The sequence below is a fragment of the Streptomyces sp. NPDC048560 genome (assembly GCF_040650955.1).
Taxonomy (GTDB): Bacteria; Actinomycetota; Actinomycetes; order Streptomycetales; family Streptomycetaceae; genus Streptomyces.
The window spans coordinates 55,717-79,649 of the sequence record NZ_JBEZIJ010000008.1; the positions used below are offsets into that span (position 1 = coordinate 55,717).

The 23,933-nt window shown below is 70.7% G+C and carries 14 protein-coding genes, 2 tRNA genes, 1 other RNA gene, 1 pseudogene and 1 riboswitch; of the genes and pseudogenes, 6 read left to right on the top strand and 12 right to left on the bottom strand.

The features are described 5' to 3' along the window. Positions 1-183: 183 nt before the first annotated feature. Positions 184-645, top strand: a pseudogene (locus AB0C82_RS21490) (response regulator transcription factor); the annotation flags it as partial. 23 nt (positions 646-668) lie between these two features. Further along, positions 669-744, top strand: a tRNA-Gly gene (locus AB0C82_RS21495). A 49-nt stretch (positions 745-793) separates the two neighbouring features. Here the strand turns inward: AB0C82_RS21495 and AB0C82_RS21500 are convergent. The 6 genes from AB0C82_RS21500 to ffs form a co-directional block, all read right to left on the bottom strand. Continuing rightward, positions 794-1,708, bottom strand: coding sequence for a phosphoribosylaminoimidazolesuccinocarboxamide synthase (locus AB0C82_RS21500; protein WP_362844354.1), 915 nt, complete (start codon positions 1,706-1,708; stop codon positions 794-796). Between the two features lie 241 nt (positions 1,709-1,949). Beyond that, positions 1,950-3,413: a N,N-dimethylformamidase beta subunit family domain-containing protein gene (locus tag AB0C82_RS21505; RefSeq protein ID WP_362844356.1), complete on the bottom strand. Its 1,464-nt coding sequence runs from the start codon at positions 3,411-3,413 to the stop codon at positions 1,950-1,952. A 260-nt stretch (positions 3,414-3,673) separates the two neighbouring features. Then, positions 3,674-5,368 (bottom strand): hypothetical protein, encoded by a 1,695-nt coding sequence (locus AB0C82_RS21510; protein ID WP_362844358.1) that lies wholly within the window; start codon positions 5,366-5,368, stop codon positions 3,674-3,676. Between the two features lie 476 nt (positions 5,369-5,844). After that, positions 5,845-7,095, bottom strand: a complete 1,251-nt coding sequence (gene purD / locus AB0C82_RS21515) for a phosphoribosylamine--glycine ligase (RefSeq protein ID WP_362844360.1) — start codon at positions 7,093-7,095, stop codon at positions 5,845-5,847. Positions 7,096-7,540: 445 nt separating this feature from the next. Next, the gene (locus AB0C82_RS21520; RefSeq protein ID WP_362844362.1) at positions 7,541-9,814 is read right to left on the bottom strand and encodes a DNA polymerase III subunit gamma and tau; all 2,274 of its coding nucleotides are present in this window, start codon (positions 9,812-9,814) and stop codon (positions 7,541-7,543) included. Positions 9,815-9,890: 76 nt separating this feature from the next. Next, an RNA gene (gene ffs / locus AB0C82_RS21525) (signal recognition particle sRNA small type) lies at positions 9,891-9,987 on the bottom strand. A gap of 121 nt (positions 9,988-10,108) precedes the next feature. Here ffs and AB0C82_RS21530 point away from each other — a divergent pair. Further along, positions 10,109-10,196, top strand: a tRNA-Ser gene (locus tag AB0C82_RS21530). Positions 10,197-10,262: 66 nt separating this feature from the next. Here the strand turns inward: AB0C82_RS21530 and AB0C82_RS21535 are convergent. Both AB0C82_RS21535 and AB0C82_RS21540 read right to left on the bottom strand, forming a co-directional pair. Continuing rightward, entirely contained in the window at positions 10,263-10,463 is a 201-nt protein-coding gene (locus AB0C82_RS21535; RefSeq protein ID WP_362844364.1) for a hypothetical protein, read from the bottom strand. Then, positions 10,460-12,883 carry an N-6 DNA methylase gene (locus tag AB0C82_RS21540; RefSeq protein ID WP_362844367.1) on the bottom strand — a complete coding sequence of 808 codons (2,424 nt, stop codon included), beginning with the start codon at positions 12,881-12,883 and terminating at the stop codon, positions 10,460-10,462. Before AB0C82_RS21540 ends, AB0C82_RS21535 begins: the two co-directional genes overlap by 4 nt. 362 nt (positions 12,884-13,245) lie before the next feature. Here AB0C82_RS21540 and AB0C82_RS21545 point away from each other — a divergent pair, with 362 nt between their 5' ends. Both AB0C82_RS21545 and AB0C82_RS21550 read left to right on the top strand, forming a co-directional pair. Next, complete coding sequence (locus AB0C82_RS21545) at positions 13,246-13,461, top strand: type II toxin-antitoxin system VapB family antitoxin (RefSeq protein ID WP_010056557.1); 216 nt, start codon at positions 13,246-13,248, stop codon at positions 13,459-13,461. Next, positions 13,458-13,880 (top strand): PIN domain nuclease, encoded by a 423-nt coding sequence (locus AB0C82_RS21550; protein WP_362844370.1) that lies wholly within the window; start codon positions 13,458-13,460, stop codon positions 13,878-13,880. The genes AB0C82_RS21545 and AB0C82_RS21550 overlap by 4 nt, the downstream gene beginning before the upstream one ends. Positions 13,881-14,201: 321 nt before the next feature. On the opposite strand, the gene AB0C82_RS21555 is transcribed toward AB0C82_RS21550, so the two are convergent. Together AB0C82_RS21555 and uppS are read right to left on the bottom strand one after the other, a co-directional pair. Beyond that, complete coding sequence (locus AB0C82_RS21555) at positions 14,202-15,620, bottom strand: oxygenase MpaB family protein (RefSeq protein WP_362845167.1); 1,419 nt, start codon at positions 15,618-15,620, stop codon at positions 14,202-14,204. A 107-nt stretch (positions 15,621-15,727) separates the two neighbouring features. Beyond that, complete coding sequence (gene uppS / locus AB0C82_RS21560) at positions 15,728-16,441, bottom strand: polyprenyl diphosphate synthase (protein ID WP_362844372.1); 714 nt, start codon at positions 16,439-16,441, stop codon at positions 15,728-15,730. Positions 16,442-17,131: 690 nt separating this feature from the next. Between uppS and AB0C82_RS21565 the strand changes: the two genes are divergently transcribed. Then, the gene (locus AB0C82_RS21565) at positions 17,132-18,817 is read left to right on the top strand and encodes a lysyl oxidase family protein (protein ID WP_362844375.1); all 1,686 of its coding nucleotides are present in this window, start codon (positions 17,132-17,134) and stop codon (positions 18,815-18,817) included. A 196-nt stretch (positions 18,818-19,013) separates the two neighbouring features. Here the strand turns inward: AB0C82_RS21565 and AB0C82_RS21570 are convergent, their stop codons facing one another. Then, entirely contained in the window at positions 19,014-19,997 is a 984-nt protein-coding gene (locus AB0C82_RS21570; RefSeq protein ID WP_362844378.1) for a hypothetical protein, read from the bottom strand. Between the two features lie 46 nt (positions 19,998-20,043). Continuing rightward, on the bottom strand, positions 20,044-23,649 hold the full coding sequence (gene cobN, locus AB0C82_RS21575) for a cobaltochelatase subunit CobN (RefSeq protein WP_362844381.1): 3,606 nt from the start codon (positions 23,647-23,649) through the stop codon (positions 20,044-20,046). A gap of 91 nt (positions 23,650-23,740) precedes the next feature. After that, positions 23,741-23,818, bottom strand: a riboswitch (cobalamin riboswitch). Between the last annotated feature and the right edge of the window lie 115 nt (positions 23,819-23,933).

Sequence of the window (23,933 nt, forward strand, 5' to 3'; positions counted from 1 at the left end):
CTCACGTTCGCTCTTCCGACGCCGCTCCTGTCGCCTCCCTTATCGACGCATGACGTTCGTGTGGGCAGTGATGACAGCGCGCACCGCTCACGGTCGTCATCCGGCGGAAGCCTTGATTCATGACCGGTGACGACTTTCTCCACGCCGGCCCCTCGGTCGAGGCGAACTCGGTACGGCGGCGGTCCCGATCTCGCGGTCCTCGATCTGCGGATGCCGGGCGTCGGCGGTGTGAAGGTCGCCACATCGCCGCGGGCCGGACTGCCCGGCTGCAGGAGAATGATCGTGACGAGTCCAGGCAGGCCGGGGCGCCTGAAGCGCGCTCGCGGCGGGCGTCCGGGCCCTCGTGCCCCAGACGGTCAGCGCCCGGCCGCCGGCCGAGATCATCCGTACCGTGCGTCCGGAAAGCGCTATGTGGAAACGGAGTTGGCGCCCGACGCGATCTCCGCCGGGGATTCGCCGCTGACCGCCCGGGAGGCGGAGGTGCTCGAACTGGCGGTCGTCCAACCGCCCGTTGCGGAGATCGCGGAGCGGGAGGCTCTGTCGCAGGGGGCCGTGCGCCACCACCTGTCCGCGGCTGTGTCCGCACTCGATGCGGACAACCCTCATGCCGCAGTGCGTCTCACACGGCAGCGGGGATGGGTATAGTAGGCACCGCGCTTCGGCGCACTGCGAACGTAGCTCAGCTGGTAGAGCGCAACCTTGCCAAGGTTGAGGTCGCGAGTTCGAACCTCGTCGTTCGCTCCACGCAAGAAGGCCCCGGTCCTCGTGACCGGGGCCTTCTTCGTGTCCGCTGTTACGACCAGGAGGTTCCGGTCAGCAGCTCGTAGGCGTCGATGTACTTGGCGCGCGTCGCGTCCACGATCTGCTGCGGCAGCGCCGGCGGCGGCTGCTCGCTCCCGCGGTCCCAGCCGGAGGCCGGCGAGGTCAGCCAGTCACGCACGAACTGCTTGTCATACGAGGGCTGGGCGCGGCCCGGCTGCCAGGTCTCGGCGGGCCAGAAGCGCGAGGAGTCCGGCGTCAGCACCTCGTCCCCGATGATCAGTTCGTCCTCGCCCCGGCTGTCGGTGGCGAAGCCGAACTCGAACTTCGTGTCGGCGAGGATGATCCCGCGCTCGCGCGCGATGTCACGGGCCCGGCCGTAGACGTCGAGAGTCGTACGACGCAGCACGGCGGCCGTCTCGGCGCCGACCTCCCGGGCCACTTCCTCGTAACTGACGTTCTCGTCGTGGTCCCCGACGGCCGCCTTCGTGGCGGGCGTGAAGATCGGGGCCGGAAGCTCCGAGCCGTCGACGAGACCCTCGGGAAGGCCGAGACCGCAGACGGTGCGGGACGCCTCGTACTCGACGAGACCGGAGCCGGTCAGGTAGCCGCGCGCGACGCACTCGACGGGCACCATGCGCAGCGACCTGCAGATCAGCGTCCGGCCGGCCCAGTCGGCGGGGGCACCGGCGGGGAGCTCCGCGGACAGGACGTGGTTGGGCACGAGATCGGCGAGCTGGTCGAACCACCACAGCGACAGCTGGGTCAGGACACGGCCCTTGTCGGGGATCTCGGTGGGCAGGACCCAGTCGTACGCGGACATACGGTCGCTGGCGACCATGACGAGGTCGCCCGCCTCGTTCCGGTACAGGTCGCGCACCTTGCCGGTGTGCAGGTGGGTGAGACCCGGGACCTGCACGGGCTCGGGCTTTTCTACGAAACCGGACACGCTGCCTCCGCGTAGGTTGATCCAGGAGTTGTCCGATTGTCCCGTATGGGGACGTGGGCGTGGGGAGCGGGGCCCTTCAGCGCGTCCGGGGGCGTGCGAGGACCGGCGCAGTGGTGGTGCGGCCTGTGTGCCGGCCGGCGGTGTGTGCCTGAGCGCGGGGGGCCCGCGGTGGGTGCCCGGGCGCGAAGCGACCGGGCGCGCGCGGCACGGGCGCGGTGGGGCCTGTGCGGCGTTCGTCCGGTCAGTCGCGCTTGCAGATGCGGTCGAGGAGGTTGGCCGTGGCGCGCTGGATGCGGGGGTCCACATGGCCGGGGCGGTCCAGGGCCGGGGACCAGGCGAACGTGCCGGAGGCGAAGACGAGGGCGCCGGAGGGTGCCCGGTACAGAGAGGTCTCCTGGTGGCGCGTGGCTCCGTCGCCGTCCTGGTACGGGGAGTGTGCGAGCAGGATGCGGTTCTCGTGTTCGGGGAGCGTGGTGCGCGGGAAGTAGCGGTCCGCCTCACCCGCGACCAGACCGTCGATCTCGTCGCCCTCGGTGGCGCCGCTCGCGTCCCAGAGCCAGTGCTCGGCGTTCCGCACGACCAGCGGGTGGGGCTCGGGGACCCGGCCCGCGTACTGGATGCCGAGGAGCTGCTGTTCGGCTCGGTCGACCTCGCGCCACAGCGCGGGTTTGCCCGGCCCCCGTCGCTTGCGGCAGGTGAGCAGGCGGTCGGGAACACCGGAGGCGGACGGGGAGAGGCCGACCTGCCAGTACATGGTGTTGGCGGAGAGGAAGACGAGCGAGGTGCCGGTGTCGCGGGCGAGCTCGGTGGTGCGGCGCATCGGCACGGACCAGTACTCGTCGTGGCCGGGGAAGACCAGGCCCCGGTAGCGGCTGGGGTCGACGCGGCCGGCGTGGAGATCGCGCGCGTCGGCGTACGCCAGGTCGTAGCCGTACCGCTCGGCCCAGCGGATGAAGTCGTAGGCGTGCCCGACGTGGAGGGGCAGTCCCGCGCCCGCGTACGGGCGGTCGAAGGAGATGGTGACGGCGGCGTCCTCCTCGCCGAGCAGCCGCCCCCGCTCGTCCCAGGCGTGGTAGAGGCTGGCGCCCGTACGGCCGTCCTCCGGGTAGAGGTTGTACGCCTGCCACGTGATGTCCGGGAGCAGGAGGAGCAGATCGGCCGGGTGGTCGTCGCGGACCGTGAAGGGGATGTGGGAGCGGTAGCCGTCGGCGGTGGTGAGGACGGCCACGTACGCGCCGACCGACCAGTAGCTGGGAATCTGGAGCCGCCAGGAGAGCCACCAGTGGTGGCAGGAGACCGTGCGGTCCGCGGCCAGCGGGGCCGGCTGGACGATGCCGGAGAGCCGGGGGCTGGTGGTGATCTTCGCGGCGCCGTCGCCGCCGTAATGACCGATGCGGTAGACGTCGACCGAGAACTGCTGGGGCGGGTCCACCGTGATGTGGAAGTCGATCGCCTCGCCGGGGGCCGCGGCGCCGGGCGAGACGAACCCCTTGATCTGCCGGTGCACGTCGTCGGCGGTACGGGTGCCGCCGCCGGTCCCTCCCCGGCCGAGCTCGGGGTCCGCGTACCAGGGGACGACCTGGCCGGTGTCGTCGAAGTAGTTCTCACTGCCGCGCAGCCAGGGCAGGGGGCCCTGGCCGAAGGGATCGCTCACGGCATGAGCGAGTGCACCCGACTCCCACCGCCGAATCTGCTCCGCCCCCATACCGCTCCCCTCCCTCGAGTCCCCCGGACAACACTGGTGCGCCGGATGTCAGCGCCGATCCCCAGCACATCACATAACGCATCCACTCCGTCACCGTTCGTCGCGAATTGACGTGAACGGAACCTGAGCTTCCGGGTATTGGGGGCCCGGGACAGCTCGGCGGGCCTGCCGCGGCTCGTCGTATACGGCGGCCTGTCCCCCCCCCCCCGTACGGCCCGGCCGCTTCTCGGGTCCGGCCCCTTCCCGCGCCCGTCACCCGGTCATACGAGGCGGACAGGCTTGTCCGTACGCACTCCGATCCCCGAGAGCCATGCGCGCAGCGGTTCGGCGTCGCCGTCCTCGACCAGGCTGAGGACCGGCCCGCCGAGATCGGCCGGGCGCTGCCCGTCGACGAGCAGCGCGGGACCGTCGAGCCAGTCGAGCCCGGGCGCCGCGCCCGCCGTGTCGACGGCGGCGCAACACACCATCGCGACCACATGGTCGGCGAGCAGCTCCGTACCCGTACGAGGCGGCTGGAGCGGGAAGAGCGGGAGCGGGTCCGAGCCCCAGAAGTCGAGGGGGTCGGCGCCCGTGCCGCTCTTCGGGCCGTCGCCGGCCATCGGGCGGGGAGCCTGGGCGGCCTCCTCGCGGGCCACCGCCGCACCGATTCCGGCGGCCAGCTCCTCTCCGCCGGTCAGCGGGCCGCTGAGATGGCCGATGACGCGGGCCAGTGTGGGGACCGCGGGATCCGCCGGGTCGACCGTGGCAGGCACACCCATGGCGTCCAGGACGCGGTGGAGCCGTGCGGCCTCGGCGCGCCACTTCCGGTCGACGACCTCCTCCGGATACTGCTGCCAGTCCACGGGGGACCAGTCGGGGCCGTTCTCCGCGGGGCCGCCGTGGAAGAGCCTGGCGGCGAGCAGCGAGGCGGCTTCGTCGGCCACGCCCGGTTCTTCCAGGAGGTCGCAGGCGGGGCGCTCGCCGAGCCGGGAGGCGAAGCCTTCCGCCAGCCGGTCCCGTCGGGACAGCTCGGTGAGCGCGGAGACGACACCGGCGTCGAGCCGCGACGGCCAGCGGCCCATCCGCCACGCGGGCAGCGCGACCCGGGTCAGCAGCCGGTCCCAGCCCGCGTAGGCGAGTCCGACCTGCTCCTGGGCGACGATGCGGAGCCCGTAATCCACGTCCTGGGCGCGCATGGACGCGGTCGCGGCGACGCACCGCTCCATCTCGGCCGCGTGCTCGCGGCAGCTGCGGAGCAGAATCCGGGCGACACGTCCGACGAAGGCGACCGGCAGTCTGCGTGTCGCCTTCTGTCCGGGCGCGGCGGCGTCGGCGACCGCCGCGTCGAGTCCTCGTACGAACCGGCGGGCCGCGGCTATGTCCGGGTGCGCGGACGAGCCCGTACCGGCGACGACCGGGGCGAGCACCGCCCGCAGCTCGGCGACCCTCATCCACCAGAGGAAGGGCGAGCCGATGACCAGGACGGGAGCGGCCTCCACCCGGCGACGCGGGCGCCCGGCCATGAGTCCCTTGGCGACGGCCGTTGCGCGTGGCTGGGCGGAGGGGTGCGTACGGTCCTCCAGCCAGCTGTCGCAGTCCGGGGTCAGCGCTATGGCGGAAGGCGCCGGAACGTCGAGCCGGTCGGCCAGCTCCCTGACCAGTCGGTAGAGGTCGGGCGCCGACTCCTCCGCGACGGCGACCGTCGGGCTGACCGCCGGCCGCGCCCTGGCGATGGCCAGGGCCACCGCGGCGGCGACCAGCAGCACGACGAGCGCTACCGCGCCCACCGTCCAGCACACGGCGTCCCAGACGCCGCCTCCGATGCGGCCCTGCATCGCTGCGACCAGCAGCACGACGGCCACGGCCGCGGGCACGATCGCCACGGCCACTGCCCTGCTGCGGATGCGCAGCAGCGCGAGAGCTCGGGCGCGCGCGGCCAGCGCGCCCAGCTCCTCACCCAACCCGGTACCGGACACGGCCGGATGTCACCCCCTCTGCCCCCGCGACGGTGTTGCTCACTCCCCCACTGTGGCACCCGTCACCGACATCGCAATGCCGGTGGGCCAAGTGCCCGAACGCTTGCGCCGCACCCTAGTTGGGAGCTCGGCGGGCGTCATCCGGATGGCCGAGTCGTCACCCGATGGAATGGCTTTGGCTAAAGCTGCTGACGCACCGGTTCACATGGGGTCGCGGTTCCGGCAGCGCGTGGATCCTCCTGGGAGCCGTGCACTCCGGCGCACTGGAGGGGTGGGGGGCACGGACGAGCCGAGGGGGGCCGGAAGCGGAGGAGGGACGGCGCGGGCGGAGGGGAGGGGAGGGGAGGGGAGGGGAGGGGAGGGGAGGGGCGGATACGCGTGTGCCCGGCGCCTCCGTGGAGGTGCCGGGCACGTGCCGTGGTGCGGACAGCCGGGGCGACCGGGGCGACCGGGGGCCGGGCCGCCTGTCGCCGGTGTCAGGCGCCGGCGGCCTTCAGCGCGATGTCCGTACGGTGCTGGGAGCCGTCGAGCCGGATACGGCCGAGTGCCGTGTACGCCCGCTCCCGGGCCTCCGAGAGGTCCTTGCCCGTCGCGGTCACCGAGAGCACGCGGCCCCCGGCGCTGACGACCGCGTCGCCGTCCTGCCGGGTTCCGGCGTGCAGGACGAACGCGTGCGGAGCATCCTGCGCCGCGACGTCCGCCAGCCCGTCGATCGGGTCGCCCGTACGAGGCGTACCGGGGTAGTTGTGCGAGGCGATGACCACCGTGACGGCGGCCTCGTCGCGCCACTTCAGCGACGGGACGAGGTCCAGGGTGCCGTTGGCGGCCGCGAGGAGGACACCGGCCAGCGGGGTCTTCAGGCGGGCCAGGACGACCTGGGTCTCGGGGTCGCCGAACCGGGCGTTGAACTCGATCACGCGGACGCCGCGCGAGGTGATCGCGAGACCCGCGTACAGCAGCCCGGAGAAGGGCGTGCCGCGACGGCGGAGCTCGTCCACGGTCGGCTGGAGAACACTCTCCATGACCTCGTCGACCAGCTTCGGATCAGCCCACGGAAGGGGCGAGTACGCGCCCATGCCGCCGGTGTTCGGACCCTCGTCGTCGTCGAGGGCGCGCTTGAAGTCCTGGGCGGGCTGGAGCGGCACGACGGTGGTGCCGTCGGTGATCGCGAAGAGGCTGACCTCGGGGCCGTCGAGGAATTCCTCGATGACCACACGGTCACAGGCCAGCGCGTGGGCGCGGGCCTCCTCGATGTCGTCGGTGACGACGACGCCCTTGCCGGCCGCCAGCCCGTCGTCCTTGACGACGTAGGGGGCGCCGAAGGCGTCGAGGGCCGTGTCGATCTCGGCGGGGGTGGTGCAGACGTAGCTGCGGGCGGTCGGGACGTTCGCGCCGGCCATGACGTCCTTGGCGAACGCCTTGGACCCCTCCAGCTCGGCCGCCTCGCGCGAGGGGCCGAAGCAGGGGATGCCGACGGCGCGCACGGAGTCGGCGACCCCGGCGACAAGCGGTGCCTCCGGGCCGACGACCACCAACTCGGCGCCCAGTTCGGTGGCGAGGCGCGCGACGGCATCGCCGTCGAGCGCGTCGACCGGGTGCAGTTCGGCCACCTCTGCGATGCCGGCGTTGCCGGGGGCGCAGTACAGAGCGGTGACGTCGGGGTCGAGGGAGAGAGAGCGGCACAGGGCGTGTTCGCGGGCGCCGCCGCCGATGACGAGGACCTTCACGGGGTGCAGCCTAACCGCCGGGGGCCGGGGCACTCGACGGGCTCCGGCCCGTGGACAGGGCGGACGCGGGTTGTTCTGCCGCGCGACCGGTGGTCCCGCCTCGTACGCCACCGGTGTACGCACCGCTCGTACACAGGGCGGGACGCGGGGCCGTTCTGCCGGGCGACCGGTGGTTTCCCGGCTCGTACGCCGCTGGCGTACGCACCGCTGGTACACGCCTGCGCCGGCGTCCCTCGTGCGCCGCTCGTGTACTCACTGCTCGCCGCCTGGCCCCGTGCTGCTCGCGCGCGCCTCCTGCTTGCTCGCGCATGTGCCTCGGCTGTTCGCACGTGCCTCTGCTGCCCGCACGTGCCTCTGCTGCCCGCGCCTGCCTCATGCTGCTCGCGCGCATGTCCTGCTGTTCGCGCGTGTCCCTGTAACGCCGCTCGTACGCCACCGCGCGTACTCACTGCTCGTTGACGAACTCCTCCACGACCGTGGCGCCAAGTTCGCGGACGATCAGCTCGTGGCCCGAGAGAGCCGAGTCGACGAGATCGGGATCGTCGGCCTCCGGGGTGTCGTCCTCCGGGGCCACGGATCGCGGCGGCTCGGCGGCGTAGTGCGTCTGTGGGGCCGCCTCTGCGCCGGGCCCACGGGAACCGCCCTGCGTGTGCGGGGACTGCTGCCCCTGCCCCTGCTGGTACCCCTGGTTCTGGCCCTGCTGACCCTGACCCTGCGGAGCCGGCTGGCCCTGCTGCCCCTGCTGCCCCTGCTGCCCGAACTGCTGGGACGGGGGTTCGTAGGCCTGCGGCGCGGGCGCCGGCGGCTGGTAGGGGGCAGCCGGTGGGCGACCGCCACCGGACTGCGGCGGCTGGCCCGAGCCGCCCGAGGGGTCGATGACCGCCTCCACCTTCCACTGAGCGTTGAAGCGCTCGGCGAGCGCCTGCTTCAGAACGTCCTCACTGCCGCTGGTCGCGAAGTTGTCGCGGGCGCCGGCACTGTGGAAGCCGATCTGCAGGGTGGTCCCGTCGAACCCCGTGACGTGGGCGTTCTGGCTGAGCAGGATCCAGGTGAAGCGGCGGCGGTTCTTGACCGCCTCCAGGATGTCCGGCCACATGTGCTGCACCTGGGCCATACCGACGCCCTGCGGCACGCCCGGGCTCGTGGCGGGCGCCGTCGGCGCGGAGTCGACCGGCGCGGCCTGAGCCGGAGCAGCCGTCGCAGGCGGGGTCTGCGCGGGCGGTGTCCGGCCGGGGACGGACGCGGTCGGCCAGCCGCCGGGGCGGCGACCCGCGTCCGCTCCGGCCGGGGCGGGCCAAGCGCCGGGCCGCTGCCCGACGGGAGGCTCGGCGGGGGGCTGCGGAGCGGGCGCCGCAGGGGCTGCGGGGGCGGGCTGGGCCTGCGGAGCAGCAGGCGCGACCGGCGGAGCGACGGGGGGCGCCTCGCCCCGTACCGCCGCGCGGGCGGCCGATGGACCGGCCTCGGGGTGCACGGCGGCGGGAGGCGCGACCGGCGCCATGGTGTGGGCTTCCGGCCCCGGGACGTACCCCATGGCGGGGCCGGTCGCGGCGGTGGCGAAGGAGGCGCCGCGCTCCAGGCGGTCCAGCCGGGCCTGGAGCGAACGCTCGTCGTCGAAGGCGGCGGGCAGCAGCACCCGGGCGCAGATCAGCTCGACCTGGAGCCGGGGCGACGTCGCCCCGCGCATCTCGGTGAGCCCCTCGTTGACCAGGTCGGCGGCGCGGCTCAGCTCGGCGGCCCCGAAGACCGCCGCCTGGGCCTGCATCCGCTCGACCACGTCGGCGGGCGCGTCGATGAGCCCCTTCTCCCCCGCGTCCGGGACTGCGGCGAGGATCACCAGGTCGCGCAGGCGCTCCAGGAGGTCGGCCACAAAGCGCCGCGGATCGTTTCCGCCCTCGATCACCCGGTCCACGACCTCGAACGCCGCGGCGCCGTCACCGGACGCGAAAGCGTCCACGACGGAGTCCAGCAGGGACCCGTCCGTGTACCCGAGGAGGGAGGTCGCCATGGCGTATGTCACACCGTCGTCGGCCGCTCCGGCCAGCAACTGGTCCATGACCGACATCGAGTCACGCACGGAGCCGGCCCCGGCCCGCACGACGAGGGGCAGCACGCCGTCCTCGACGTAACTGTTCTCCTTGGCGCACACCTCGGCGAGGTAGCCGCGCAGCGTGCCCGGGGGAACGAGCCGGAACGGGTAGTGGTGCGTACGCGACCGGATCGTGCCGATGACCTTCTCGGGCTCGGTGGTCGCGAAGATGAACTTGAGATGCTCCGGCGGCTCCTCGACCACCTTCAGCAGGGCGTTGAACCCTGCCGGGGTGACCATGTGCGCCTCATCGATGATGTAGATCTTGTAGCGGCTCGAAGCGGGACCGAAGAACGCCTTTTCCCGCAGGTCACGGGCGTCGTCCACGCCTCCGTGCGATGCGGCGTCGATCTCGATCACATCGATGGAACCCGGCCCGTTGCGCGCGAGGTCCTGGCAGGACTGGCACTCCCCGCACGGCGTGGGCGTCGGTCCCTGTTCGCAGTTCAGACAGCGCGCGAGGATGCGCGCGCTGGTCGTCTTTCCACAGCCGCGCGGCCCACTGAACAGGTACGCGTGATTGACCCGGTTGTTCCGCAGGGCCTGCTGGAGGGGGTCAGTGACATGCTCCTGACCGATGACCTCGGCGAACGACTCGGGGCGATAGCGGCGGTACAGCGCAAGGGACGACACACATACGAGGTTATCGGGGCGGACTGACAAGCGGCCCCGCACCGGGCACACCACCGGCGCGACAGCCCCCGGAAAACACAAGGGCCCCCCACGCACCCGCCAGAGCCGACCTACCCTTGCTGCCTTCCGGCCCTGGGGGAGTTCAGTCAGATAGCGCCACGTGAGGGGCTGACGCCCACCTTAGCCGATCCCCACCCCCCGAAGTCCACCTGATCCGGCCCGGGAGACGCCCCCGGACGATCCCTGAGGGAACGGGTTCGCGAGCACTGCTCAACGTCTTGTATTGTTTGCCCCGGAGGATTCGCCTAGTGGCCTAGGGCGCACGCTTGGAAAGCGTGTTGGGGGCAACCCCTCACGAGTTCGAATCTCGTATCCTCCGCCATTGCTCTCACCGGGCAATACGTTGAAGGGCCCCGCAGCTTGCTGCGGGGCCCTTCGGCGTTGGCGGTCACACGCCGATGGCCGCAGCGATCAGGCCGAGACTCAGGATCACGCTGCCGGCGAACGCCGAGCCTGCCACGAGGGCAGCGTCGGCTGCTCGTGATCCGGTGCGCGTCTTCAGGATGAAGGCCGCTAACGCGACGACGACAGAGAACAGCAGGACGACCAGGAGCCACGCGAACCTCGCGGCGGGGGGTAGGCCACTCATCGGGAGGTCCTTTCGGCGAAGGTGTCAGCTGAGGCAGGCGCAATCGGGCCTTGGAGGGCGACAATTCCGACCAGTTGCTCGACAAGCTCCTTGCGCACCTGGGTTGCCGCCCGCGCGACCTCCAAGTGCCTGGCGATCTGTTCGTCGAGCGCCACGAGTGCCCCAGCGATGCGCTTCTGCTCGGACCATGTGGGCAGATGAACCGGCAGGGCCCGGAGGTCGGCTTTGCTGATTGAAGGGACCGTGGTCTTCTCGGACCGGCTCTTGATCCACTCGGTGGTCCGTGAGAGCGAGAGGTAGGCCAGCAGGTAAGCGGGGCAGACCTCGGGCGCGAACCGGTGAAGGCGGATCAGATTAGTGCCGAACAGCCAGCCCACCCGGTCCGCCCGCACGTGCGCCACAGGCCCCACCGTGCCCGTTCGAGCGCACAGAATGTCTCCCTCCTGCAGGGCGAAGCGCCGCAGCCTCTGCGCTTTGTCGTACGGAACAGCCGTACCGCGCGCATCGGCGACCCGGCGATCGCGCAGATGCTTCGGCTGGACAACCGGCACCACACCGCCGGGCACGTAGGCATCCTTCGGCAACAGTGACGGAGAGGGGCCGGCCTGGAGCTCGCACAACTCGCCAAGGCTCCGCCATTCCCAGCCATCTGGTGCTGTATCGATCAGCAGACCGAGTCCGCCTTCGGGTTGCCGGAACCCGGCGACTCGGGATTCGGCCAGGACATCAGCCCGCCCAGCCTCCTCCCGGGACCTCAACAGAGCGTCGTAGGGATCTGTCAGCTCTTCTCCGTCTACGTTCGACCGCCTTGCGGGCCGCGCGTAGTCGGCAGGGCGCAACGAGGAGCCAGCTGCGTTGACGGCCTCTCTCCGGACTGCCGCGCAAGGAAGCCGCGAATCCGGGAGGATCGCGTCGTTTCCGCCCGTCCCACGCCAGGAGTGGTAGGCAGCCGCGATAAGCGCACAGTCGTCAGCCTCCAGAATTGACAGCTTCCTGGATACCTCGGTCGCCAGGCTGGAGGCGTCAATGAACAGGATCTCTCCCGAACTCCGTTCTTGCGCTTCTGGCTTCAGGATCCAGACATTGACAGAGATCGCGGTCGCGCTGAACATCTTGGCCGGCAGCGCGATGACACATTCCACGGCTCCGCGATCCACCAAGGCGTGCCGAATGCGCTGCTCCTTGAGATTGGATGAGGTGGCAGCGCTGTTGGGCATGAGGACGGCTGCCCGGCCGCCTTCGTTGAGTGACATGACCGCGTACTGAGGCCACGCCAGGTTGGCGTTGGATGCCGGCGGTTCTCCGTAGGTCCACCGGTCGGCATCAACCGGCACCGCAGAAACATTGAATGGCGGATTAGTGAGAACGAGATCCGCCCGACGACGCCGGGACCTCTCCGCCCAGGGGCGGATGGCGCCTGTAAGGTTCAGCAACTCCGGACGAGCACCGTGCACCATGAGGTTCATGACCGCGAGGTCGCGCGTCTCCGGATGGGCACTCCCGATCGTGACAGCCGGGATCCCTCCACCGGCCTCATTCCCCGGCTCCGGTCTGGCGGCCAATACGGCTGACAGGAGCTCGCCGCCCCGGCCGTTCGGGTCGTACAGGCTTTGAGCTGAGGAGCTCTCCCCGAGCAACGCTGCCAGAAGACGTGCGACACCTGGCGGGGTGAAGGCATCACGGCTTCCCAGCCCGGCCTCAAGCGCGTGGTGGCCCATCAGCTCTGTAAAACTTCCGCGCCCCGACCTTTCGATCTTGTCCAGAAGGCGGACGATGGCTTGGGGGCTACGGGGGGTGAGGTCCTCGAGCCTCACTGCCATGGCGCTGGTCACACCTTGCGCCGCGAGAGTCTGTTCGACGTGCTGCGCGACTGCGGGCAGGAACCTGTACATGTGCGTTCCTGCCTGACCTTGTGCGGCGGCCTGCCGCACCGCTGCCCACCTCCTCGGCTGGGCCCACCTCAGGTAGACAAGGGAAAACAGCAGATACAGGAAGCTGACTCGCGCGCCCGAGCCCCAGTGCCCCTCGTCCTGCTCACGGAAGAGGATGTCGGCCGAACTGAGGTGCTCGCCGTTGGTCTCATCACCTGTGGTAGCTGGGGCAGCCGGAAAGCCCTCCGCTTCAAGGTCCCCGACGGCTTCGGCCTCCGACGCCGCGATAAGAGCTGTCCGGGCCCGGTCGGCGTACGTGACATCCGCCCTCTCATCATCCCGCCGCGCCCTCGGCGGAACCGAGCGGCCATTCAGCCAGGTGAGCACGTCGGACAAGTAGTAGTAGTCGGTGCCACCGGCCCTCGTAGGGCTCGGGAAGTCCGCGTACCTGCGCTCCCAGTTGGTGATCGCCGAGCGCTGCACGCCGGCCATTTCTGCGATAGCTGCCCTCGACACCAACTGCTGCTGCTGGTATTTCGCGATTCTCATGCTGCCCCGTTCGACCGCGCGAACCGCCACTGCGGCGGATCCGATGGCTGTGATGCTAGGTAGGGCAGCCATGTGGCATCAACTGCGCATTGCAGTGCTCACAGAACGCGACACCCTCGCGAACGCAGCTCAGGGCGGAAGACTCCGGCAAATTGCCCTGATTAATCCATTTATAAAGCCCTACAACGGCCATAAATCACACCTCCCCCACCTCGCACCTATGACTCGTCTTGTGAAGCTCATCAACATAGTGGTTCGGTCATTACCCAGCCCGAGGCACGGCACCCTCGACCTGACAGCCCGCAGCGATACCTCATTGGAGATATACTCGATGCCATAGTTGATATCTCAGGAGGTCATCAATGAGTCGCACTGTGATCGATCTCGACGACGAGCTGCTCGCCGACGTGGCTCAGGCGCTGGGGACCGGCACCAAGAAGGAGACGGTCAACACTGCCCTGCGCGAGGTGCTCGATAACCGCCGACGGGCTCTCGCTCTCACTCGGCTGCGGGCTGCAGCGGGCGAGGGCGCGTTCGATCTGGATGTCTTCGAGGACAAGAGGGACTACCGGCGGTGAGCGCGGCCCAGTTCCTGATCGACACCAGCGCGCTCGCCCGATTCTTCCGCGACGACGCCGAACAGTACGGATGGGATCAGGCCGCCACGGCAGGGCTCATCGCCACCTGCCCCATCACCGAGCTGGAGTTCTTCTACAGCGCCCGCTCCGCCGCAGACCGTGCGCGAGGCATCGAGGACATGCGGCTGCTGTTCGGCTGGGTGCCCGTCGATGACCGCGCGTACGACCGCGCCTGGCAGGTTCAGGAGCTGCTGACCCAGCGCGGTCAGCACCGCAGCGCGGGAGCTGTTGACCTCGTCGTCGCCGCCACAGCCGAACTCCAGGGACTGACCCTCCTGCACCGCGACCACGACTTCGAATGTATCGCCGCGATCACCGGTCAAGCTATGCAGTGGTACGGCCCGGTGTCCGGTAAATGAACGTGCGCCTGGTCTCAGTTCCGGTCTCATTCGCAGGTGTTCACCACAGTTAACCGAGCCTGTAGCCGCCGGCTCCGCCGCAGGTCCGGACGCCCGTGACTGTTCCCGAACGGCCGAGCGAAGACTTGGAAAGCGTGTTGGGGGCAACCCCTCACGAGTTCGAATCTCGTATCCTCCGCCATTGCTCTCACCGGGCAATACGTCGAAGGCCCCCGCAGCTTGCTGCGGGGGCCTTCTGCGTTCCGTCGTGCCGTTGCGCTCCTGCCGGGTCCGCGCATGGTTCGCGGACCCGGGGGTGCGATGACCGGGCGGTTCGGAGGCCTATGCGTCGGAGAGCAGCGGGTCGTAGGGGGTCGAGCGCTCGCGGCCTGACATGAAGGACAGGAAGTCCCGTACGAACGCGCTTCGGGAGTGACGCCCCTCGGCGTCCAGTACGGATCGTCCGAAGCCTCGCCTGAAGAGGGTCCGGTACTCCTCGGCGTCGATGAACTGGTCGCCGTTCGCGTCGGTGGCCTCGAAGAGGACCTCGGCGACCCTGATCAGCGCGGGTCCTGCCAGGGACGGGGCTGCGGCGGCGTACTCCTCCGCGCTCACCCGGCCGTCCCCGTCGCTGTCCAGGGCCGCCTGGAGTTCCCGCCACCACGCGGCGAACGCGTCGTAGAGGCGGGTCTCCTGCGGCTCGTCCAGGTCGAGGCGGGAGCAGAGCTCCCGGGCCATGGCGGCGAGATCGGGCCAGTCCAGGTAGCCGTCCCCCGTCTGGTCCAGGACCTCCGTGAAGAACGCGCGGGCACCGCGCCGGTTCTCGGACGCGCCCGAGTGGTCCGCGGGGCCCTGCTGTGCCGGGACCGGGGTGATCAGCCGGATCAGCGCGCCGGCCTGTTTCGTCCGGGCGCGCAGCGTGGTGAGTGTCTCGGCCCAGGGGCCGTCGCCGTCCGGCGACAGACTGAGCAGGCTGATGACGTTCTCGGTCTGGAGCCAGTTGTCCGGCAGGGCGCGGGCCATGCGCGCGGCCAAGTACGCACTCTGCATCAGGGTCTGCGCGCCGGGGACCTCGGGCAGCCCCGCCCGGCGGCGGAAGACCTCGGGGAGGGAGGCCACGGTGATGGTGCCGATGACCGGCCCCGCCAGCGCCCGACCCGTCGCCCAGAGTGTGGGCAGCCCCGCGAACAGCGGCGGCGCCGGCAGGTGTTCGAAGAGCCTGTAGAGGATGATGCGCAGCGCCTCCGTGTTCTGCAGCTCCTCCGCGACCATGCGGTCGTAGTACTGCCAGAACTCGGGCACCGTGGGCGGGAGGTGGCCCGCCTGATCCCCCAAGGCGGCCAGGAAGGCCCGGAATTCGGCGTAGAGCCGTTCCATGGCGGTCTGGTCCAGGGGCTGTCCGCTCAGTCGGCACATGGTGACGGAGCTCTCGAAGAGCGTCGCGACCACCCACGCCCGTACCTCGGGGTCCATCGCGTCATAGGGACGGTTCTTCGCGTCCGTGCCGCTGAACCGTGTGTGCAGGCGATTGAGCCGAGCCGCCTCGCGCCGGCGTACGTCTTCGTCGGCTCCGAACATGCGCTGCAGGCTCACCAGGGTGTTGCGCAGTCGTCGCCACGGGTGGACGACGAAGGAGGAGTTGTCGACCAGTGCCGCGCCGATCTGGGGGTGGGCGGCTTCCAGCACCGTGGCTCTGACGACGGCCAGTGCCCAGCGGGGATCGTTGAAGAAGCGGTGGAACTGCGAGCCGGGGCCGAACAGCGACTCGTCGGGGGGTCCGGTGGCCTCCTGGCCGAAGTCCTCGTACGGTCCTGCGGCACCGGCGGCGCCGGGCCCGCTCCGCGGTAAGCGGATGTCGTCCGTTTCCTTCACCTGTGTGGTTCTCCGTTCGCTTGTGGCGCCACGCCGCCGAATCGGCGGTCGCGGCGCCGGAATTCGTGCAGGCACTCCAGAAGGTGCGGCGCACGGAAGTCGGGCCAGAGCACCGGCGGGAAGATCCACTCGGCGTAGGCCACCTGCCAGAGCATGAAGTTGGAGATGCGCTGTTCGCCCGAGGTACGGATGACGAGATCCACGTCAGGCGTGTCGGGGACAGGCAGATGTGCGGCGAAGCACGCTTGGTCGACGGCATCGGCGGGCACCCCGGCACGGATGAGGGATCGCGCAGCGGCGACGATGTCCTGGCGCCCGCCGTGGTCGAACGCCACGGTCAGCGTCATGCCCCGGTTGGCCTCGGTGAGTGTCATCAGGTCGGCGAAGTCCTGGGCCAGAGGCGCCGGAATTCTCGGGTCCTCGGCCCCAAGGAACCGGCATCGGATACCGCGTGCGTGCAGCATCAGCGCGTGTTTGCGCACCACACGGCGCACCAGGCGCATGAGGAAGTCGATCTCCTCGCCCGGGCGCCGCCAGTTCTCGGTGGAGAAGGCGTACAGGCTGAGCCATTCGACGCCCGCCGACCGCGCCGCCTCGATGACGTCGATCACCGTCGCCTCGGCCGCCCTGTGCCCGGACGTACGCGGCAGGGAGCGTTGCTGCGCCCACCGGCCGTTCCCGTCCATCACGCACGCGACGTGTCGGGGCACCGGGCGCCGGCGCTCTTCTCCGGGCGGGCGGGCCGGCTGCACCGGAACCGTCGGCACGGCGGGACCCTCCGGCTGCGCGCCGACGCCCCCGGCCGGCTCGCCTGTCGTACGTGATCGACCGGATGGCCCTGTCGCACCGGTCGGCCCTGTCGCACCGGATGTCACTTGAGCGCCCCCTTCGACTCGCGTCCTCCGGGCTTCGCCGGGCCGGGCCGGTGCGCCCGTGATCCCCGTGACACCGGTGACGGAGGGCGGCGGCAGCAGGCCACCGGCCTGCGCATCCCCCGGCTGCTCCGCCTCTCAGCAGAGTGCCGGTGACCGGCCCCCGGCGCATCGCGATGTCCGGATATTCACCTGTAGCACGTCAGTCGGAGGGCGGCGGGGGACAGGGCGCCCGCCCGGTTCCTCCGCGGCGACGCCGGACCGGTGCGGCAGCGGCAGGGACCCGCCTCGGGGACGGGCGGCGGCGCTTTCGCGCGCGCCCGGTACTACAGACGCACCCCTCACGCCCCCGGAACCGTCCTCCTACGGCTCGATTCAGCACGCTGACGGCACTTTTCAGCCAACCATGGGTGACTCAAGGGCTCACAGACAACCTCTGATGCCGTTCACCGGCTCTTCACAGCCGGGGAAAGAGTTCCGCTCCCAGCAGGAAGCAGGAACCCGCGTATGAAACGGAGTACGGGGAAAATGACCACATCCCGCCAAACCCGTCTGTGGCGCTCGTCGATGGCCGTGGCCGCGGCGATCACCGTGACCGCAGGAGTCGTGGCCGCCGCGCCCGACAGCAAGGCGTCGGCCGCGCCGAAGCTCAGCCTGATCGCGGCCTCCACCTCGGTGACGCTCGACTCGTGGAAGGAAGACCCTGGCGTCTATCTCGACCTCGGTACGTACGTCACCGCCGAGAACGGGCCGTTCGAACTCAAGGTGACCCGCAAGTCCTACAAGGACCCGGTCGTCGCCACCCAGATCATCCGCGAGGGGAAGAAGACCCGGACCAAGACCCTTCCGCGCGGTGTGGTGAAGGACTTCGCGGGGCTGCCCGACTTCGCGCAGATCGTGATCACCGACCCCGCGGGCAAGGTCGTGGCCAACCGCAAGGAGGCCTTCTGTCCCAACAACGCCTCCGGGCGGGTACGTCCTGACGCGCCCTCCACGTCGAAGTATCCGGAGAGCTGCCCGCCCAACCCGTTCACCCTGGGTTCGGTGTGGGGCGTCGAGAACGGCTGGGCGTCCAACACGTACGCGGGTTACTACGGCACCCCGGTCGCCCTCAAGGCCGGCAAGTACACCGCCAAGGTCTCCGTGACCAAGAAGTACCGGGACCTGTTCGGCATCGCCGACAAGCCGCGGACGGTCAAGCTGACGGTCCGCGAGCGCAGCTGGGAGGACGATCCCGGCGCGGCACAGATGCGGGGCAAGGCGACCGCGGGCCACGCAGGTCACGGCGGCCCGCTGCGCTCGCCCGCCCCGGCGTCCGCGACGAGCGGCGCCGGTCCCTCGTACAACGTGGGTCACGGCCCCTACACGCCCGCGCCCCCCGCCCTCCCGTGGGCGCTCAGGAAGAGCACGATGCGGGCTTCGGACACGGGTGACGCACCCGGCCAGACCGACGGCTCCAGGAAGGCTCCCGCCGTCGCGCCGAACACCGCGCGGCCCAGCGGCAAGGCGTCCGTGCCTGACGTGCCCAAGCCGGACCTCCGCTCGCTGCCGGCCTACGGCATCACGATCAGCGACGGCAACGAGAACGTGAAGGGCAAGGACTACCTGGCCTTCAGCGCGAACGTGTGGAACGCGGGTCCCGCCCAGCTCGTCGTGGACGGCTTCCGCAAGCCGGGCAAGAAGCTGATGGACGCGTACCAGTACTTCTACGACGCCAAGGGCAAGCAGGTCGGCTACACGCCGACCGGCACCATGGAGTGGGACCCCCGCCCGGGCCACGAGCACTGGCACTTCACCGACTTCGCCAGCTACCGGCTGCTGAAGGCCGACAAGAAGGAGCAGGTGCGCAGCGGCAAGGAGGCGTTCTGCCTGGCCAACACCGACGCGGTCGACTACACGGTGAAGAACGCCAACTGGCACCCGGGCAACACCGACCTGTCCACCGCGTGCGGCCAGGAGAACTCGATCTCCGTGCGTGAGGTGCTCGACGTGGGCTCCGGCGACACGTACACGCAGGACCTTCCGGGTCAGTCCTTCGACATCACCGGTCTGGCGAACGGCACCTACTACATCCAGGTGCTCGCCAACCCGGAGAAGCGGCTGAAGGAGACCAGCCTCAAGAACAACAGCGCCCTGCGCAAGGTCGTCCTCGGCGGTACGCCGGGAGCGCGCACGGTGAAGGTGCCCGCGCATGACCTGGTGAACGCCAACTGACGTCACCCTCAACCGCGTACGGCAGCACGGCACGGCTCGCGGCCCCTGGAACCCACGGTTCCGGGGGCCGTTCCCGTGATGCTCCGGGGGCCGTTCCCGTGATCACGTCACCGCGGGTACCGCTCGGTGATCCGGCCATGGGAGTCCGCCTCCAGGAACGCCTCGCCGCCCTTGCCCGTGACCGAGACCCGGATGGTCAGCTCCCGGTCACCCGGGGCGGGGCCGACGTCGATGCGCCAGGTCCCCGGGGAGCCCACTCCAGGCTGGTCCTGGCCTCGCGCACCAGGCCGGGGAGGAGTTCGTACGGCAGGGTGCGCAGGTCGATGGAATTCGCCGCCTCCGAGGAACCGCCCTCCTCGCCCTTCACCGCCATGCGGTGGTCCTCGATGGTGAGTTCGTCCACTGTCGGCGTACCCACGCGACCGGTCAGCGATTCGGCGGCCGCGCGCATCCGGCCCGCCCTGAGCAGGGACGAGGACGGCCCCGAAACCGTCGTCGACGACGAGAACGTGCGGTCGGGGGCCGAGGCCGGGCGCCTCGCCACGGCCTCCTCCCCGAACAGTTCGCCCCGCAGCAGCACCACCGCGACCGCCGCACCGATCAGGAGCCCCACGAAACCGATGAGGCAGCACGACCCGCCCTTGGTCGCGGGCCTGCGCACGCGGGTGGACTCGGGCGCGGAGTCCACCCTCTCCGCCGCCTGCCGCCGCAGCCACTCGGGAGACGGCCGGGTGACGATCTCGACCCACCACGGCTCGTCCGGCCGGAACTCGACGACCGTCATGCCTCTCGGCCGGTAGACGGGGAGGTCGGCCAGGTTGATCAGCTGGGTGGTGGTGACCCGGTACGCCGCACGGTCGTCGGGAGCGACCGTGAGATCGAACTCCACCGGGATGTTCGCCGACTCCCCGCCGACGGCACGCACGGTCTCGATCAGCGCCGGCGCCGTACGCGTGACCGGGACCGGCTTCCCTGCCTTCATCCGGCTTTCCAGGACCAGCAGCACCACGACGGTGAGCACCTGGATCCCGGCGCCGGTCAGAAGGACCGGCACGCTCCCGATGACCACCCCGGAGACCATGCACGCCAGTGCGGCACCGGTCATCCCGCCGGTCAGGAACCCGCGGAGAAGGGCCGGCGGCCCCGTGGTCTCTTCCAGCCCGGCGTCAGAGGTCACCATGACCGCGATTGTGCCGTTCCGCAGGAGTGACCACGGGTGCTTCGGCTCAGAGCTCGCCCTCCAGCTCGCCTTCCGTCTCCAGGAAGACCTTGCGCAGCGCGTCGAGCACCGCGGGATCGGGCTTGGCCCACATGCCGCGCGACTCCGCCTCCAGGAGGCGTTCCGCGATGCCGTGCAGCGCCCAGGGGTTGGCCTGCTGGAGGAACTCGCGGTTCGTCGGGTCCAGGACGTACGTCTCGGTCAGCTTGTCGTACATCCAGTCGGCGACCACACCCGTCGTCGCGTCGTACCCGAAGAGGTAGTCGACCGTCGCGGCCAGCTCGAAGGCACCCTTGTACCCGTGGCGGCGCATCGCCTCGATCCACTTGGGGTTGACCACCCGGGCGCGGAAGACGCGTGACGTCTCCTCGACCAGCGTCCGCGTGCGGACGGTCTCGGGGCGGGTCGAGTCGCCGATGTACGCCTCCGGGGCGGTGCCCTTCAGCGCGCGGACCGTGGCGACCATGCCGCCGTGGTACTGGAAGTAGTCGTCCGAGTCCGCGATGTCGTGCTCACGGGTGTCGGTGTTCTTCGCGGCGACCTCGATGCGCTTGTACGCGCTCTCCATCTCGTCCCGGGCGGGGCGGCCGTCCAGTTCACGGCCGTACGCGTATCCGCCCCACACCGTGTAGACCTCGGCGAGGTCGGCGTCCGTGCGCCAGTCGCGCGAGTCGATGAGCTGGAGCAGCCCCGCGCCGTACGTGCCGGGCCGCGAGCCGAAGATGCGGGTGGTGGCGCGCCGTTCGTCGCCGTGTTCGGCCAGGTCGGCCTGCGTGTGGGCGCGTACGTGGTTCTGTTCGGCGGGCTCGTCGAGCGAGGCGGCCAGCCGCACCGCGTCGTCCAGCAGGCCGATCGTGTGCGGGAACGCGTCACGGAAGAACCCGGAGATGCGCAGGGTGACGTCGATGCGGGGCCGGCCCAGCTCCTCGTACGGGATGGCCTCCAGGCCCGTCACCCTGCGCGAGGCGTCGTCCCACACCGGACGGACGCCGAGCAGCGCGAACGCCTCGGCGATGTCGTCGCCCGCCGTGCGCATCGCGCTCGTACCCCACAGCGACAGGCCGACCGAGGTGGGCCAGTCGCCGTTGTCGGCGCGGTAGCGCTCCAGCAGCGAGTCGGCGAGGGCCTGCCCCGTCTCCCAGGCGAGCTTGGAGGGGACGGCCTTCGGGTCGACCGAGTAGAAGTTGCGGCCGGTCGGCAGGACGTTGACGAGTCCGCGCAGCGGCGAACCGGACGGACCGGCGGGCACGAAGCCGCCGTTAAGCGCGTGGACGGTGTGGGTGAGTTCGTCGGTCGTCGCGGCTAGGCGCGGTACGACCTCGCGGGCGGCGAAGTCGAGGATGTCGGCGACCGCCGACGGCCGGCCTGCGGCCACGGCTCCGACGGCTGCCGGGTCCCAGTCCGCGTCCTCCATCGCCTGGACGAGGGCGCGGGCCTGCTCCTCGATCTCGTCGGCCGCGGTGCGGGTGGCCGCCGACTCGTCGAGACCGAGGGCCTCGCGCAGACCGGGCAGCGACGACGTACCGCCCCAGATCTGGCGGGCGCGCAGAATCGCCAGGACGAGGTTGACGCGCTCCTTGCCGGTGGGGGCGCCGCCGAGGACGTGCAGACCGTCGCGGATCTGGACGTCCTTGATCTCACAGAGCCAGCCGTCGAGATGCATGATGAACTCGTCGAAGCCCTCGTCCTCGGGCCGGTCTTCGAGCCCTAGGTCGTGGTCGAGCTTCGCGGCCTGGATGAGCGTCCAGATCTGCGCGCGGATCGCCGGGAGCTTCGCCGGGTCCATGGCCGCGATCTGGGCGTGCTCGTCGAGGAGCTGCTCCAGGCGTGCGATGTCGCCGTAGCTGTCGGCGCGGGCCATCGGCGGTACGAGGTGGTCGACCAGGGTGGCGTGGACCCGGCGCTTGGCCTGGGTGCCCTCGCCGGGGTCGTTGACCAGGAACGGGTAGACCAGCGGCAGATCGCCCAGGGCCGCGTCCGGGCCGCAGGCGGCCGAGAGTCCGGCGTTCTTGCCGGGCAGCCACTCCAGGTTGCCGTGCTTGCCGAGGTGGATCATCGCGTCGGCGCCGAAGCCGTTGTCGTCGGCCGAGGCGGCGATCCAGCGGTACGCGGCCAGGTAGTGGTGCGAGGGTGGCAGATCGGGGTCGTGGTAGATCGCGATCGGGTTCTCGCCGAAGCCGCGGGGCGGCTGGATCAGGATGAGCAGATTGCCGCGGCGCAGGGCCGCGAGGACGATGTCGCCCTCGGGGTTGCTGGACCGGTCCACGAACATCTCGCCGGGGGCCGGGCCCCAGTGCCGCTCGACGGCCTCGCGGAGTTCGGCGGGCAGCGTGGCGAACCAGCGGCGGTAGTCCGCTGCCGGTATCCGGACCGGGTTGCGGGCCAGCTGCTCGTCGGTGAGCCACTCCTGGTCGTGGCCGCCGGCCTCGATGAGGGCGTAGATCAGCTCGTCGCCGTCGCCGGAGACGAGGCCGGGGATCTCCTCCTCGGGGCCGAAGTCGTACCCCTCCGCCCGGAGCCTGCGCAGCAGCGCGACGGCACTGGCAGGTGTGTCGAGGCCGACCGCGTTGCCGATGCGGGAGTGCTTGGTCGGGTACGCGGAGAGAACGAGCGCGATCCGCTTCTCGGCGGCCGGGATGTGGCGCAGCCTCGCATGCCGTACGGCGATTCCCGCGACCCTTGCCGCGCGTTCGGCGTCGGCGACGTACGCGGGCAGGCCGTCCTCGTCGATCTCCTTGAAGGAGAACGGGACGGTGATCAGCCGGCCGTCGAACTCGGGGACCGCGATCTGACTGGCGGCGTCCAGCGGGGACACGCCCTCGTCGTTGTCCTCCCAGTCGCTGCGGGAACCGGTCAGGCAGAGTGCCTGCAGGATCGGTACGTCGAGGCCGGTGAGCGCGCCCGCGTCCCACGACTCGTCGTCGCCGCCCGCGGACGCCTCGGCCGGGCGGGTGCCGCCGGCCGCGAGGACGGTGGTCACGATGGCGTCGGCGGCGCGGAGTTCGTCGATGAGCTCGGGCTCGGGGGTACGCAGCGAGGCGACGTACAACGGCAGGGCGCGGGCCCCGGCGTCCTCCACGGCCGAGCAGAGGTCGTCGATGAACGCGGTGTTCCCGCTCATGTGGTGGGCGCGGTAGTAGAGAACCGCGATGGTGGGCGCGGCCTCGTCGAGCTCACGCGCGGTACGCACCAGCGGGCCCCAGGCCGGGGCGGGGGCGGGCGGGTCGAAGCCGTGGCCGGTGAGCAGGACGGTGTCGGACAGGAACCGGCCAAGCTGCGCCAGGTTGGCGGGGCCACCGTGCGCGAGGTACGCGTGCGCCTCGGCGGCGATCCCGATGGGCACGGTGGAGGCGGCCATCAGCTGGGCGTCGGGGGCCTGTTCGCCGGTCAGCACGACGACGGGGCGGCCGGTGGCGAGCAGCTGGTCGAGGCCCTCCTGCCAGGCGCGTACGCCGCCGAGCAGCCGGACGACGACGAGGTCCACGCCGTCGAGGAGTTCGGGGAGGGTGTCGAGCGGGAGCCGGGAGGGGTTGGCGTAGCGGTAGCTGACCGGGCCTTCCGATGCGCGGGCGCTCAGCAGGTCGGTGTCGGACGTCGACAGAAGCAGAATCATGCTGCGTCAAGCCTTCCTCGGGGTGTCCACGCCCCGGGCGGTGTCGGAATCGAGTTCCCCTGCCCGGGCGGAACCGGGCGTACGGGGAAGGGAGTTCCTGACTCGCCCGGCCGGTTCTCGGCCGAACTCACAGTGGCGGGACCGCGCCGGAATCTCACCGGGCTTCCTCCCCTGTCGCCGTCTGGCGACGGCAGTCCGTATGGACCGCCGTGTGCATCCTAAGCGGCGGAGGGTGCGCGGGTGGGGCCACCCGGAATCTCGTCCTCGGGACCGGGCGGGCGCGC